Annotated in this window: 14 protein-coding genes and 1 pseudogene; 1 reads left to right on the top strand and 14 read right to left on the bottom strand. The window is 37.4% G+C overall.

Features of this window, described 5'->3' with window-relative positions; all coding sequences use genetic code 11:
• On the top strand, nucleotides 1-294 hold the full coding sequence (locus tag AAFX60_002625; GenBank protein ID XDF78111.1) for a DUF2442 domain-containing protein: 294 nt from the start codon (nucleotides 1-3) through the stop codon (nucleotides 292-294).
• A 62-nt stretch (nucleotides 295-356) separates the two neighbouring features.
• Here AAFX60_002625 and AAFX60_002620 read toward each other — a convergent pair whose 3' ends face one another.
• From AAFX60_002620 to AAFX60_002555, 14 genes and pseudogenes are all read right to left on the bottom strand, one after another.
• Nucleotides 357-608, bottom strand: coding sequence for a hypothetical protein (locus AAFX60_002620; GenBank protein ID XDF78110.1), 252 nt, complete (start codon nucleotides 606-608; stop codon nucleotides 357-359).
• A 17-nt stretch (nucleotides 609-625) separates the two neighbouring features.
• Nucleotides 626-964, bottom strand: a complete 339-nt coding sequence (locus AAFX60_002615) for a hypothetical protein (protein XDF78109.1) — start codon at nucleotides 962-964, stop codon at nucleotides 626-628.
• A gap of 271 nt (nucleotides 965-1235) precedes the next feature.
• The gene (locus AAFX60_002610; GenBank protein XDF78108.1) at nucleotides 1236-1874 is read right to left on the bottom strand and encodes a hypothetical protein; all 639 of its coding nucleotides are present in this window, start codon (nucleotides 1872-1874) and stop codon (nucleotides 1236-1238) included.
• 9 nt (nucleotides 1875-1883) lie between these two features.
• Nucleotides 1884-2396 (bottom strand): M23 family metallopeptidase, encoded by a 513-nt coding sequence (locus AAFX60_002605; protein ID XDF78107.1) that lies wholly within the window; start codon nucleotides 2394-2396, stop codon nucleotides 1884-1886.
• Between the two features lie 2 nt (nucleotides 2397-2398).
• On the bottom strand, nucleotides 2399-4099 hold the full coding sequence (locus tag AAFX60_002600) for a LysM peptidoglycan-binding domain-containing protein (protein XDF78106.1): 1701 nt from the start codon (nucleotides 4097-4099) through the stop codon (nucleotides 2399-2401).
• 366 nt (nucleotides 4100-4465) lie between these two features.
• Nucleotides 4466-7709: pseudogene (locus AAFX60_002595) on the bottom strand (DEAD/DEAH box helicase family protein).
• Complete coding sequence (locus tag AAFX60_002590) at nucleotides 7706-9058, bottom strand: restriction endonuclease subunit S (protein ID XDF78105.1); 1353 nt, start codon at nucleotides 9056-9058, stop codon at nucleotides 7706-7708. The pseudogene AAFX60_002595 and the gene AAFX60_002590 overlap by 4 nt, the downstream one beginning before the upstream one ends.
• Nucleotides 9058-11424, bottom strand: a complete 2367-nt coding sequence (locus AAFX60_002585; GenBank protein ID XDF78104.1) for a class I SAM-dependent DNA methyltransferase — start codon at nucleotides 11422-11424, stop codon at nucleotides 9058-9060. Before AAFX60_002585 ends, AAFX60_002590 begins: the two co-directional genes overlap by 1 nt.
• Before the next feature lie 204 nt (nucleotides 11425-11628).
• A complete protein-coding gene (locus AAFX60_002580) occupies nucleotides 11629-12186 on the bottom strand; it encodes a hypothetical protein (protein XDF78103.1) in 558 nt (185 codons plus the stop codon).
• Between the two features lie 351 nt (nucleotides 12187-12537).
• Nucleotides 12538-13158, bottom strand: a complete 621-nt coding sequence (locus AAFX60_002575) for an inovirus-type Gp2 protein (GenBank protein ID XDF78102.1) — start codon at nucleotides 13156-13158, stop codon at nucleotides 12538-12540.
• Nucleotides 13159-13369: 211 nt separating this feature from the next.
• Entirely contained in the window at nucleotides 13370-13603 is a 234-nt protein-coding gene (locus AAFX60_002570; GenBank protein XDF78101.1) for a hypothetical protein, read from the bottom strand.
• Between the two features lie 9 nt (nucleotides 13604-13612).
• Nucleotides 13613-13807 (bottom strand): AlpA family phage regulatory protein, encoded by a 195-nt coding sequence (locus AAFX60_002565; GenBank protein ID XDF78100.1) that lies wholly within the window; start codon nucleotides 13805-13807, stop codon nucleotides 13613-13615.
• A gap of 75 nt (nucleotides 13808-13882) precedes the next feature.
• Complete coding sequence (locus tag AAFX60_002560) at nucleotides 13883-14695, bottom strand: hypothetical protein (GenBank protein ID XDF78099.1); 813 nt, start codon at nucleotides 14693-14695, stop codon at nucleotides 13883-13885.
• 53 nt (nucleotides 14696-14748) lie between these two features.
• On the bottom strand, nucleotides 14749-15957 hold the full coding sequence (locus AAFX60_002555; GenBank protein ID XDF78098.1) for a site-specific integrase: 1209 nt from the start codon (nucleotides 15955-15957) through the stop codon (nucleotides 14749-14751).
• Nucleotides 15958-16137: the final 180 nt, after the last annotated feature.

Below are 16137 nucleotides of genomic sequence, written 5' to 3'. Positions count from 1 at the left end.
ATGCATAATCCCTCATTACCTAAAAAAATAAAAACATTGGATTTAGTCGATGTAATAAGTGTCGAGGTTATCGCACCCTTTTCTCTTAAAGTCACTTTTGAAGATAATACCGTTGGAAATGTTACTATTTCACCGACTTGGTTAACTGGTATATTTGAATCTTTAAAAGATGAAGAGTTATTTAAACAAGCTTTTATTGAGAACGGTGCGGTTACTTGGCCTAACGGCTTAGATTTATCACCAGATAATATGTATCGTGAAATAAAGTTACGTGGAAGATATGATCTTTACTGATTTAATATTTAATCTGATAAACTAATAAAGCTCATACCTTTTGATACGAGCTTTCGAGTTTTTTATAAATCAAAAGAGTTTACACTACAGGATTCCCCGTATTTAGATTGACTATAAATAGTAATTTTATTAGTTTTATCAATAACAGTTAGGTTGGAAAAATAGTCAACAGGTTCTTTGGGAAGCATGTTATCTTTCGCTAATAAATTATAATCATCAATGCTAGTTACAGCTCCACCAAAACCACCTAAATACAATAACTTACCTTTTTTATAAAGATATACAGTATGTTTTTCTCTTGGTATTTCAAGCATTAAATCAATCAAACTAATTAAAACAATTTCTTCATTTTTCTTACCATGCCGAGGGTATCGAAATACAGAAATCCCCCACTATCATCTAAACTTCCTTCATTTAACTGAACTAAATTTCCATTTATATTCATTTCAATCTTATATGTTGATGATGAATAAACAGATTCCCCCGTTGGTATATAAAAAAAATCAGCATAACCATAATAATCACCATAATCAGGTGTCATTTTTTTATTTTGAAGGAGTATTAGATTATTCTCTTTATTGCTTTTAAGTTCCAAATTTGTAGACGCTATAGCCCTTCCAAATAAAGATAAAAAGCACGTAACAAAAAAAACAACTATATACTTTTTCATGTTAACTTTTCGCCTTATGTTTATCTAAATACTTTTTCAAATACTCTTCTTGTAACGCTTTATCATCTACAGATAAAGAATTTTCATACTTTGGTGTAATCCATAACATATGGTTATATGCTTGAATAAGCGGAGAGTAATCCAAATTACCTATAGCAAAATGTAAGTGTGGATTTACTGAATCAAAATCAACCCTACGTTTACCACTAACACTGTAACCATCCCTTAAAAAGCTCAGTATCAAAAGATACGAGCTTTGAATTTTTCACTGTTAATTTGTATATTCAGCTTTCTTTTTACTTATCGCTTCATAAAGAGATATCCAATGTTGTTGATACTCCTTAAATGTCATTTTTTCAATTTCATTTTGACAATTTAAATAATGCCCATCAACAGTAAGCTCTAGTGTTCTTGAAACAGACTTTAGCTCATCAAGTTGTTCGCCTCGTGAAAAGCTCACGCTAAAAAATAGAGCTTCTTTCATTACATTTAAATTATAAAACTCAAAATCTAAGGATAAATTTGAGGGTGAGTATGATTTTAACGTAGTATTAATCTTAATATTTTTATCTATATTACCTAAATCAGTACTTACCAATGTTTTATTATTGCTTTGCAATGTTAATAATGAACCATTAATAGTAATGTTATAATCACGAATTAAAGATTCATCCAAAATAAAGATCGGTTCTGGTCCCCATGGGTGACTTGGAAGATTTGAAGCAATACGAATACCTAACTCATTAAAATCTAAGTTTGTCTCATAGTTTTCATATTTCATATAGTTCGTTTGTTCAACAATTATATCTTGCGTATAATCTATTAAACAGCGATATCCTATTAATTGATTTGCATTTGCATTTTGAATTACACCCAATGCTACTAGAGCAGATAAAAATATATTTTTCATTACATTCCTTTATTTTTTACGTTTTTTGGCTTCTTTATCACGCGCATCTTTTTGTCGTTTTCTATCATCCTCTGATTGTTGAGAATAATCTTTAAAGTTAACAAATAATGATGGATTGCAACGTCCAAGGTCTCCTTTTTTTATTGTTTTTTTTGTTTTCACCTCGAAGTGTAAATGAGGAGCATGAGTTCCATGAGTTATACCTGAAACCCCAGTTTTTCCTATAATGTCACCTGATTTAACTTTCACCCCTACTTTTATATTATTATTAATACTATCCAAATGACCATACATTAAATAAAGCTGTTTATTTTTATTATATTCTACTTCAAAATCATCATATTGTTTAAGTTCCACCTTAGTTAAGTTAGTTCTCGGTTTATATTCTTGCCGATTTGCCCACATTATTTCTGATTCCTCAACCGAAACAATGATAACCTTACCATAGCCAGGAGCTAAAGATGCATAAGTTACCTCACCATCAACACTGGCATAAACATCAGTTCCAACTTCAGCAAACAAATCTAAACCATCATGCCTATTACCAACTGCCTTTCTAATTTCTTTACCGAATAACCCCCATGCATAAGCTTGATTAGAACCTGTCTCCCCCCTTGGTAATAGTTAGTACTAATCGGATTTAAGAGTGGCTCATGCCATTTAAAAGGCGGTATTTTTCTTTCCCACCCAATAGCGATAGCTTCATCTAACCCTAGTAATGTGCTTTTCCCAACAATACCATCCACTTCTTTTATTTGGTATTCAGGATGGATCTCATGCGTCGGTACAAATTTTGTTTGAAAATCAATAATGGCATCATGTGTCCCTTTACCAAAATCACCATCAGCCCCTGCACTACCCAAATTAAATTTCATTTTTAACAACGCTTCTTGAAGAAGTTTAACTTCATTCCCTTTCGCGCCTTTTTTGATGATTTCTTTCTTTCCCTGAGCAATCGATTCTAGCTTTTCAGAAATAGCCAAGAGTTTAGACTGTAGCGCTATAGACTTTACATTAACAATTGCAGTAGTACCTTTTATCGTCTTTTCTTCTTGAGCTAACATATAGGCAAGCTCAGTAAAATGTCGATTGCTAGAAACCCAAACATTATAAAAAGGGAAAACAGTTTTACTTTGGTTCAGCTCAACAGGACACGTCGTACTTATATCAAAACTAGTAGAACTTTCGTCATACTTTGGGTCACCAGAAGAATGATGACTTAGTGCAACAGTAGCAGTAGAAGGAATTCGCTCACCTTCTTTTATAAAAATTACATCACCCGGATTAATTAAGTGGATGTCCTTTATTTGAGGGTTTAAGTCAATTAAGGTTTGATATTTTATTCCTTGCTTACGAGCAATGTTACTAAATATATCACCCGGTTGAACGATATAAACGCTATCTTTCTTTCGTTCTACTTGCTTTTCTGTACGGGCTTCAACAATTTGATCAGGATTTAAAATTCGAGCATTATCATCAAGCCATTTAGCACTAATCTCACTCAATTGCTCTTGAGTTATTTTCTCTTTTGTATAGAGCAAATGCTGACGAGCAACAAGAGTGTTATTTATTTTCCAAGGTAATAAAATAAAACTATATTCATGCTCTGATAGTAATTCATTAGATAACTCTTTACCTTTAGAATGAGTAATCTTAAATGACCACTTATCACCACCTGCAAGTTGATATTCGTTAACCAACACATCATCAATAAAATGGTAAAAAAAACCAATTTTAGGCCAAGACAAGAGATCATATATTTGAACCGATGGTTTTATCGGAACAAAAGAGTCTATGGCATTAGCAGTGCCTTTCTTTACAGGTTTTACGTTATTAAATGTCATTGCACTACCACTTGAGATAAAAAACTCACGGTATAGTATTTTAGGCTCATCAACATTCACACTAGCAGTTAATAACGTATTTCCCTTTTCTGTTTGTATCTTACTCCACGTTGATATATTGGCTTCTTCTTTAGTTTTACCCAAAGAGAACACACCTATTTGATAAGTGTTAAATTCATCTAATGCACATGCAATTTCAATTGAATACTCAAAGGCAGGCGCTTTTTCTTGTTTTTCTTTTACTGGCTCATAATGTGTTTTTTCAACCTTACATTGCTGTGCCAGTTCTTCATTCCAAGGATAAAACGCTCTAATAAATTTAGGTTTCTTACTTTCTATTGAAACATCACACTGCTTAATATTTTTATCCCACTCTTTCATTTACTGATTATTCTCACATATCGAATTACATGCGAATCTTAATCTAAAATCAAAAGGCGTTTTACCTGAATAAATAGGCAAAATAACCAAAATTACTTACATGTATTACATATCACTATTTTTTATGAATACATTTCACTCGATAGCTAATATGATCCTCCGTTTGCTTAAAATCATAATTTTGGGCGTATCAACACCCACCACAAGCATTCACTGATACAAACAAAATCATTAAATAACAATACATTAAGAATACATAAAACATTTAAACCAATAAAAAAACACACAGCCGAATGATCAAATTGATAAATAAAAAGCTCATAAGAATAATCCTATGAGCTTCTAAATATATAAAATCGTATTGATTTATCCCTTTAACATATCAAACACCACACGGGCAAAGCCTTTCGCCAGTTCTGGTTTGATAGGTACTGCATCATCATTTCTTGTTGTGCTTCATTGCTATCCATTACCGCATCATCAATTGCTTGAGGGAAGTCACCTAGCATGGCTTGTTCACGGGTATTATTAGCAATCTGCGTCATTACCGCTTCGTTTTCAGATAACTTATCACGTACCGTAAAGGCATAATTGATCATGTCCTTATCGGTGAGGTTATCTGTGATAAACAGTTCATTTAAACGCTCTAAAATTCGAGATAAAAAGTCTTCTTTCTTATCTTTAGGCTTAGCCGTACCAACATCATTACTCGGCTCTAGCTTGTAATCTGCTGCATCTTCTTTGAGTTTGATGTCCTGTTCTCGGATCTTAGATAAACGGTAGTGGCTCATTTCCACGTTGCTTAAATCAATCTCATCTTCTTGCACGTTTTGCTCATGCAATAGGGGGCGCAGATAACGGGCGAACAGGCTTAATTTCTCAAGTTCTTTATCTTCATAATCAACAATCTGTGACATGAACTCGAAGAAGCGTACAAAGCTACCCAAGTCTTTCTTGAAGATCTCTAGGCGGTCTTTTTCCTGTTTACACTCTTTAAAAGCATTTTCAGCATTGGCAATTAGAACCGCATCTTTGGTTTTCTTGGTGCGCTCGAACATCTCTTTAGATTGAATATAAGCCTCAATCGCTGATTTATAACGATGCTGCCAACGTTCAACGGCGGGTTTACAGATGTTACTAACTGCTGCATTAGATTTTTTCTTAGTGAGGAAGGCAACACAGAATTGCTCGACTTCATTCCATAAGAAAATACCGCTTGAGCGTAGCTTCTCAAACAGATCAAACACAAGGTTAGGGTTGGTGACATCCACCAGCTCAGCGGTTTGATAGTAAGGCTGGAACGCATTTAAGATGTCGTCAGGCTCATTGAAGAAATCTAAAACGAACGTGCCGCATTCGGCTTTACCAGCATAGGTACGGTTCAAACGAGATAAGGTCTGAACACATTCCACACCACCTAATGGTTTATCGACGTACATGGCACAAAGCTTAGGTTGGTCAAAACCCGTTTGGAACTTGTTCGCCACCAGCATCACTTGGTAATCATCACTATCAAACGCTTTACGCATATCACGACCCTTTAAGTTCGGGTTCATGTTGTTCTCAGTGAATTTCTGATCAAGTAATGCAACGCTGTCTGGATCGTTTTCGTTAAATTCCACTTCACCAGAGAACGCTACCATTGCTGCAATACGTTGATAACCATGTTCGGTAATGTATTTATCAAACGCCAGCTTATAACGTACCGCTTCTTTACGAGAGCTCGTCACCACCATGGCTTTTGCCTGACCACCTAGTAAGTGCATTACATGGTTTTTGTAGTGCTCAACAATCACTTTTACTTTTTGTGAAATGTTGTAATCGTGCAAGCGTACCCACTGATTAAGCTTGGTTTTGGCTTTCTTGCTGTCTACTTCTTTATCAGCGGCTTCCATCTTTTGAACCAGCTTGTATGCCACTTGATAGCTGGTGTAGTTCTTGAGTACGTCTAAGATAAAGCCTTCTTCGATTGCCTGACGCATAGAATACACATGGTAAGCTTGTGGCTTGTTGGTTTTAGACGCTGGCTCATCAGGATTTGGCAAGCGACCAAACAACTCTAAGGTTTTTGCTTTAGGTGTTGCAGTGAACGCATAGTAATTAAGATTATTACTGTTCTTACGTGCCGCCATGGTTGCATCAAGAATATCTTCTGACGATAGCATCACATCATCATCGGCTTCTTCGATCATCAATACTTCTTTAAGCTTGCGAGCGGTAGAGCCACTTTGTGATGAGTGGGCTTCATCAGCAATTACCGCATACTTACGCAGCTTTAAGCTCACGCTGTTTTCAATCGCACGCAGTACATACGGGAAAGTTTGAATCGTCACAATGATGATAGGCTGTGAGTTCTCAAGCGCAGCCGCCAGCTTTTCAGATTTAGAGCCGTCACCTTCTTTGTTGTTGATACGACCCACCACACCATCAGCATGTTCAAACTGATAGATGGTATCTTGAAGCTGATCATCTAACACGGTGCGGTCTGTTACCACAATGACCGAATGGAACTGCTTTTCACCTTGCTCATCGTAAAGGGTAGATAGCTGGTGGCTGTCCATGCAATGGAGTTTGATTTACCTGAGCCTGCACTGTGCTGAATTAGGTATTTATTACCTGTACCTTCAGCAACGGCAGCACCGATAAGTTTATGCACCACATCCCACTGATGGTAACGAGGGAAAATCAGGGTTTCTTTCTTATACTTGCGTCCTTCCCAATCTTCTTTTTCTTCAATTTGCAGGTGAATGAAGCTACCTAAGATTTTTAATAGGTTCTCAGGCAGTAATACTTCATTCCACAAATAATCAGTAGCGTAACAGTTTTGATCGTCAGGAACATCGTTACCCTTACCGCCTTCTTTTGTACCTTTGTTAAACGGTAGGAAGAAGGTGTCATCACCCGCTAGCTTGGTTGCCATGAAGACTTCATATTGGCTGACAGCAAAGTGAACCAATGCACCACGTTTGAAGGTTAATAATGGCTCAGGCTTTTTGGTTTCTTTATCAATCGGTAAACGAGTATCTTTGTATTGCTTAATGGCATTCTGCACCGATTGTTTGAACTCAGATTTCAGTTCAAGGGTTGATATAGGCAAGCCGTTTACAAACAGTACCAAATCAATACGCCATGCTTTGGCTTTCTTGCCTGTTAAGGCTAAGTGCTCGGCAGTAGCGTAAGGACTATAAACCAACTCTGGAACGACACGGCAGATGTTCTGCTCATAGCGTGCCAGTGTTTCAGGGTTGAGGCTGTGCTCTGGCTTAAACTGGCACAGCGAGAAACGGGCATTACGAATCTTTAAGCCATGACGAAGCACGCCCAATGTACCGTAAGTGCGAGAAACGGCATCTGTAGCGTTGCTGTCGGCTTTTTTCAGTTGTGTCACCAGCGCATCAAGAAAGTGACGCTCGGTGTCATTCGGGTACACTTTGGTAAACTTTTCCCACTCTTTAGGTTGGGTAGTTTGCACAAAGTGCAGTGCATCTTCGCAATACAAAGCACGTTTACGATCATAACGGTCTGGTTTACCTCGTTTCCAACCGTTAGCGACCAGTTGAGCGATCATCTCATCCTGAAATATACGCTCGGCAGTGGTGTCCTTACTCATACCGTCGCCTCCTGCTGTGCCTCATTAACAGCAGTATTGCTGGTGGTTGGTGCTACCCAATTGCGAACGTCAATTTTGCCTGTTACGGCTGCTGAGATTAGGGCTGTGCGTCGTTCTTGCATTAGATTGATAGAATCTGATGCTTTTTTTATTAGAGTGTCATATTCATCTTTTTGTTTTTCTATAAAGATGATTATTTGCTCGATTTCTTGTTTGCTCGGTAAGCCAATTTTAATTCCACCAACAGTATCAGTATTTAGATTTAATTGAGTCCCCATTTTTCCTAAGCCAAGATAAGCTTGTCCCGCTTCAAAAATATAATACAAAAATTTATTATTTATTTTTAAGCTCGGGAAATAAACGAAACCATCGTGTATACATGCCTTCGAGATTGTTAAGCACGGTTTTCCCACAGTTCCTGCAATACTCAAAAATAATTCATTTGGTTCTAGTTTGACACTTAATGATGAACCTAATTTAGATAGTCTTTGAGTTGTATTTGTCAGATACATTCCTGCTTTGGAAACATCGGCGATACGAGTCCAAGCATATTCGCCATGTTCATCAAAATATTTAGGATCATCTATAGGTCTAGGGCTTGCGCCCCTTTTGACTTCTGATAAATGTTTTATATATAGAACATCCCAATGCTCAGGCACTTCACCCAACCACTCAACACCTGAATCTTTCATTGGTGCGTCAGGGTTTAGCCCTTTTGTGACCGCATGGCTAATCACCGCTTGGCGTTTTTCTTTTAGCAGTTCGATAAGTCGCTGCTGCTTTTCGATGAGCGTGTCAATTTTAGCCATTTCGTAATCGAGAAAGGCTGCGATTTGAGTTTGCTCTTCTCGTTGTGGGTATGGTAGATCTATCAATACAAAGTTTTGATAGTTCATATCTTGACCATCACGAATGAAATTAGCCGTCGATTGAATAGCTTGAATATATCTAGACGATTTAAATAGGTACTGAAAATACCCATGTTTAATTTGAACAGTAGGCTTCAAAACTACATAGGAAGAACGAATTCCTCCTGCTTCCCAAGCACGTTCTAGTCCACCTTGAAAGCTACGCATACTGATTACGAAATCGTCGACATCTACACGTTTTCTTAGCTCTTGATTACTGTTTAGCTGAACAACACGGCGACCAGCTAATTGCATAAAACGTTCTTGGGAGATCACACCATAATCTTGAGTTGCTGAAAGTTGTTGATCTTTTAGATCTGCTCTTTTTTTTGATTCAGGAAATAGTCGTTTAGATGGGTATATCACCCAATGTGCAGGGATATTTTCCAACCATTTCACTCCCGAGTCTTTATATTCAGGATACGCTTGATACTTGCTCATTACGAACGCACCTCTTGCAGTAGGCTCATAATTTCATCACTGACCAGTGCCAAATCTTCATCAATGGCTTCGAGCGCACGAGGTGGTTGATACACGTAGAAGTGGCGGTTAAATGGGATTTCATAACCCACAATGCCAATCTCATTGTCTTTCTCATCACGCTTATCGGCGTTGACCCATGCATCGCTAACGTGTGGCAATACTTCACGCTTCACGTAGTTTTCAATCAGCTCTGTGGTGGTAATGTTGGCGTCTAGCGGTACGTTTTCGTTATCACGTAGGTCGCCATCTTGTTGGAATTCAACTACCTTACCGTTGTAGTTAAATGAGCCGTACAGCGGCTGTGCGGTTTCTTTTAACACTTTCTTCACCACAGGCTCGGCGTCTGGATTTTTAAACGTTACCACATCAAAGAATTGCTTCTTCTCTTTGGCATCGAACTTAATACCCGTTGCTTTGAATGCGCCTTTCATAGTGATGTCGAATTGGTTGAAATCGTTGCTTACCATATCTCGACCACCAGCATTGCTTGCAACTGCGGTTTGTAGTTGTTGAGCTTTATCCATTAGCGAGCGTTGGAATAACCACAGCTTGCTGTCTAACAGATCTTTGATTTGTTTTTCTTTCAGCTCGCTAAACTCAGCTTTGATGAGCGCACGCACTTCGGTTTCAACTTCCGCAAGGTAGCCGTAGCTATCCTCATTCCATGTTGTACCAAACTCGTTATATAAACGCTCCATTGGGGCATTAAGTGGTTTTGGTGCAAAGCGTAGGTTTTCAATTGCTGTATCGGTGATTTGTGCTGATAGACGCAATGGACGCTCAATGGTTAAGCGGCGGTAGCCAAAGTCGGTGCTGTTGAAGATCTTGCTGGCGAACGTCTTTGGTGCTTCTGTTTTGCTGGTGGACGATTGACGACCACGATTGGATTTTTGTTCAGCAGGCTTATCAAGCTCACGGGCATCAACCACTTCAAAGTGACCAAAAGTACGGGTGATGAGTTTGATGTCGTCTTCGCTCATTAGGTTACGCTTAGAGCCTAACGATTTACGCATCTTGCCACACAGGTTAGAGCCATCAATCAGTTGAACTTTGCCTTTACGCTCAGACGTTTTCTTGTTGGACAGTACCCACACATAGGTCGCAATGCCCGTGTTGTAAAACATATCGGTCGGTAGGGCGATGATGCCTTCTAATAAATCGGCTTCAAGGATGTAACGACGAATTTCACTTTCACCGCTACCTGCACCGCCTGTAAACAGTGGTGAGCCATTTAAGATAATACCGATACGACCACCATCATTGATGCTGCCATCAACGTTATGAGTGTCACGCATCTTGCTGATAAGGTGCATCAAGAACAATAATGAGCCATCAGAGACACGGGGTAAACCTGCACCAAAGCGACCATCAAAACCTTTTAGAGTATGTTCGTCTTTGATTTCACCTTCGATTTTCTTCCAATCGACACCAAATGGTGGGTTAGATAGCATGTAATCGAATTGGTCGGCTGGCAGTTGGTCGTTAGATAGAGTGTTACCTAGCTTGATACGGCTAACGTCTTGCCCTTTGATGAGCATATCGGCTTTACAGATAGCGTAAGACTCTGGGTTTAACTCCTGACCAAAGGCACGCATCACCGCTTTAGGGTTCAATTCGTGCACGTATTCCATGCCTGATGATAAGAAACCGCCTGTACCTGCTGTTGGGTCGTAGATAGTACGAATGATGCCATCTTGCGTTAAGGCTTCATCATCTTCCATGAATACTAATGATGTGGTTAAGCGAACAATATCACGAGGGGTAAAGTGCTCACCTGCGGTTTCATTTGAGCTCTCTGCAAAGCGACGGATTAATTCTTCAAACACTAAGCCCATTTCATGGTTTGATACTTTACTTGGGCTAAGGTCAGTGGTGGCGAATTTCTTTACCACTTTGAAGAGTAGGTTTGCGTCATCCAATAAGCCGACAAATTCATCAAACTTGAAGTGTTCAAAGATTTCACGAGCATCGGTAGAGAAACACTGAATGTAGTTTTCTAGGTTATCTTTAATGTCACTTTGACCCATTTTGCCTAGGTTCATCGGTGAGGTATTGAAGAATGACAAGCTCTTATTTGTTTTAGAAGAAAGGGTCGCACGTAGGATCATTTTCTCCTGTGCTTCTTCTGGTAGGTTCATTGCTTTCACTTTTTCAGCTTGAGCAACTACGTCATCTTTACTTTCTTCTAGCACACACTCAAGGCGACGTAGCAGGGTAAATGGCAGAATGACACGACCGTATTGGGACTGTTTGAAATCACCGCGCAGTAGGTCAGCAACAGACCAAATGAAGGCAGCAGTTTGGGTGAAGTTATTATTTGTCATATTTACCTAGCTTAAAAGATATATGTTGCGTCTATTTAGCGAGGTAAAATACCGTGTAATGCCTAGATTTACTATGATAAAACACAATAATTACAAAATTAAAACGGTGAGAATTTAAAATGCAGAATAAATAAAAAGACCGCCCATTATAGAGCGGTCAAGGTGAGACTTGGAAGTGACTTTTACGATTTTGTATTGATGTGCTTAACCCGCTACTGCGCAGCCTTTTAGCATATCAGTGTATCTATTCACATCAGCAAGTAGGTGATGCTTACGCGCTTGTAAGCTCATATTGATAGCGGCGGTAACACGCGCATTATCAACAATCTCTTTTTCGACGAAACCGTTAGCTTCTAGCCAATCAGCAATATCATACCAGCTCCATATCGCGTTTTTAGTATTAACGCGCTGGATAGGTGATGGAAAGTCGCCAGCTCCTCTAGTGCCTTTGTTGTATTTAGATAATAAAGTTTTTGTCATTCCTGATAGCTTTTCTGCATCAGTTAAGCCAACCATATCACCTGCATCAACAGATAATACCGGTAGATTGATAGCCGCTTCTACATCTGCAATTGCTGACATAACCGCTTGCTCGTAATTATCTGCCTCCCTATCAAATGTTAAGTAAAAAGTGTTGTTATAAGTCGCAATTACCGAATCATCACAACCACCACCGTAAAGCGCATCAGATAGATCATCTTCTGATTGTGACTCTGCGGCTATGTTGTTACTTATAGTTAACGAGAATACATACGTTTTCATGGTGTAACCTTTTATATTTATACCTTGTCGTGTTACTTAAGTGTTCTTTATCAGAATGCTATTTACTAGCTATAGGCAATATTACTTTTCGTTAGGTCTCACCATCCCAAAGAACGAACCTTATCAAATGGGTAACTGTCTGCAATTATAGACAAATTACATTACCTGTCTATAATTGCAGACAAAACAACCACATTTTCAGCCCAATTAAGAAGGAGTAAGCTTTTTGATAGCCAATCTCATTATTTCTAAATGCTACCAATGCGAACCGCATATTATATCTATTCAAAAATATCCAAGTAAAAAAAGAGAGGACTAAAGGAACAGCAACTGCTTTTGATACCCGTGATCTTATTCGCTTTTTCTCTGCATTTTTAATCGGCTTGTTGAATAATTTTTAATATAGCTACTCGCATTTTTTGTTTCTTCTTTAGCGTAATAACTTAATCGCATTAACGCAATGAACCTACTTTCATTATCTTTTCGCTTTACGGTATAAGTTGGGTTAGCTGGAAACGTAACATGACCACCACATAACTTCCCCCACAATTCGGAAGCCAATTCTCTTAATTTATATATGCCTGCAACCGCTTGCTGATTTACAAAAAAAGCAGCGTGATAATGCTGAACGGTAGACGTGGATTGCTCTCGAACCCACACATAACCTACGTTGGTTGAATAACCAAGCGCTTTATAATGTTGTTTCACTTTCGGTATGTATCTATCAATAAACTGACTCATTACCGTATTACAAAGCGTTCCCCTTCCTACTGGTAAGTTAAATTGCAGCAACCCAACTAACACCCTTGAATGCTGAATTTGAACCACCGATAACTGCTTTGCTATTGCATCCATAATATTAATAATTAAGCCACTACGATAATAAACAGGTATATATGTATCCTTATCCCAGTAATACGCTAGATTTTTATTATTAGGATTAGGTATTAGTTTTGGTATGTGATTTGCCATAATAATAAAATATACCTACTAACCTTGACCGTTATCTAAATACCTACACCCTTTATTTAAAGCAGCTAACGAGCAGTTTTAGATAAAAACACATTATCGGAAAAGGTTATTTACGCAGACATTCCCCCCAAACAATGACAAATTGAGACATCTAAAGACAAAAAAATGAGGTGTCATTAACACCTCTAATTCTTTCGTAAAATAGATCTTATTATCTACGCATTATAACCGACCATTCTTCGAGTTGATGCTCAGGCCAACCAATTGTTCTCCCTGCTTTAGTTCTAAATGGTGGTGGTAAAAATTCATTTTTTGTCCAACGTTCAATTGTTTTGGTACTAACATTAAGCAAAACAGCTAATTCATTTTTTCGGATCAATGGGGTTAATAATGTCGACTGTACAATCTGTTTAGCCGCATCACGCTGTATCGTATTTCTAAACATGCTTACCCCCTACCCAACGTTAGCATCAAGCCATTGATTAATTACTTCCGCTTTCCAACCAAGGACTGCACCATTAATTTTTATTGGTGGTGGTAATTGCTCTTCTTTAATCCAGCGCCAAATCGTGACACGGGAACGCTGTAAAATCTCAGATAATTGAGAAGGTGAAATAACCTGTTTAAGAGGTAAGGTAGAAGTAGCCATGTGAATCTCTTTAAGTCATAATTAAACACATGGCTATAGTATGAAAGGTTTTGAACGTTGTAATTACGCTTTAAACTAAATATTCCTGTATTTGGAATTTCTGATTATTCTCTTACTCACTCTTCCGATTGACTTCTGGTTGTAATGAGATAAATACCGTTCTTCAAAACCTAAAAAACTCAAAGAGCAAAACCAAGAATCAGGAATAAATACCAACTCTTCTCCTGAAAACTCGTTATAACGTATCAACCAATTATCTAATAACTCGACTTCTAGAGTAAGGCTAGCGTGGGGGATTGCATTCGTGTCTATGAGTGTTCCTAAAATCAATTCAATTTGATTGAGATGTTTGTTGATTTCTCTTCCTTCATATGAATTGTTAAATTGCTCATCAAGACTCAACCTCATTGTCTCTTCAAATAATGAATCCTGTTCTTTTTCATCGATTATCCCTTTCTCTGCTTTGAAATGAGTTAACCTTTTCTCTTCATCCTCTTGAGTTTTAGCAAACATCAAATAACTCAATTTACGTCGATATGTTTCAGTTACTCTTTGAAAGTATTTATTGTTATTACCTAACGACTTCTTTTTCAATTCATTATATTGAGAAGATCTGTGATTACCCTTTCTCACTGTTATATTAAAAAAATAATCATTTAGGTATAGAAGGAGATCATTAAGCAGTCCTCTAGATCGCATTAATGCCTCTTCTTCTGTGATAGCCATTTTCTTCGCTATATTTAAAGGAACTAAAACCTTTTCATAATAACTTGATAAAGCATCTTCAATGCATCCCTGAATTTCATTCAATCGATCCTGATTATTCTTCAATCGCTTAGAAAGGCTTGCATTTTCTTGCCAATCTTTAATATCAAGTCTAATGCTCATAATATAACTCCATATGAACTAACTAACACAACGAAAAGAGAAACTTATCATTGCTAGATTTTATCTAAAGAAGATAATTTTTCGCACCATTTAAGCAGTGCTTCTTTTTGTTCTTTTATATAATCGTATAAATCATAAACTTGCCATTGCCCAGCCAATTTATGTCCAAGCATAATTTCTGCTACATGAGGCTCAGTTAATTGAGAAAAATTTGTGCGTGCTGTTTTTCTTAAATCATGAACAGACCAATGTTCTAATTCAATTTTTTTATTTTTTCTTATCCATTGAGAGATATTATATGGCAAAGATAACGTAGCACTCCTTCCCATCATCGTATCTCCATTTGCATTTAAAAAAACATATTCGCTGTTTTTATTGAAACTAAAAACTTCTTCCAATAATGCTTTAATTTCTGGCGTTATTGGTCTTAACAATGGTTTTTTAGTTATCTTCCCTACCTTATGATTTTCAGGAGGCACAGTCCAAATACCATCTGTAAAGTTAAAATGTTCCTTTTTACAACGTCTTAACTCTCCATTACGACACCCATAAATCAAACATAATTTTAAAAAGATTTTATTTTTTCTCGCCATTCTTGAGTGGTGGATAGCTTCTAGAAATAAGCGAATCTCATCATCAGAAAAAGATCTATCATTCGTTACGGTTTTTATTTGCAAATCTTTTTTTGCCGTAAGTTGTGCTATTGGATTTTTATTTATCAATTCACGCCTTACACCCCAACTTAGCATTTGCTTTGCATTAACTAAAATTCGGTCTGCAATACTTGGACTTGATTTCACTTTGTCTTCTAACAGTTTTAACCATATATGAATGCTTACATCATTAGCAGGTAAAGCTCCAAGCTCAGGAAACACATACAATTCAAATGAACGCTTTATTTCTTTATGCATTGTTTTATTAACTAAACAATATGATTCGTACCAAGAATGAAACAGTTCTTGTACCGTAATAGCTGAACTCAATTCTTGCTTTTCAAGCTGTTTAGCAATTTTAGGATCTCGCCCTTCTTCTAGAAAACCTTTAAGTCGAAATGCTTCTTGTCTTGCTTGCTTCAAACTTATCGTTGGATATGAACCTAAATCTAACCGGACTGGTTTTCCATCAAAGCGATACCGTAACTGAAAGATAACCTTACCTTTCGTTGTTACTCGAACAGATAATCCATGACTATCTGATTTCTCTATTCGCTTATCCATTGTCTTTCCAACATGAGCTTTTAACCAACTATCTGATAACGCCATAAATCCACCACTGTGTACACAAAGATCAATAAACAATCAGCTGATATTAATTTATGTACACAGCCATGTACACAAAATAGATGATACGAAATGAAACAGGATGCAAGATGAGGAAATAGAACAATAGAAGACAAATAAGGAATTAGATTATTTTCAGTAAGTTGAAGAAGAAAAAGAAAG

This window comes from Aliivibrio fischeri (assembly GCA_038993745.2).
GTDB lineage: Bacteria > Pseudomonadota > Gammaproteobacteria > Enterobacterales > Vibrionaceae > Aliivibrio > Aliivibrio fischeri_B.
Note: the sequence above shows the minus strand (reverse complement) of the source record. Positions and strands in the feature narration are given on the sequence as shown.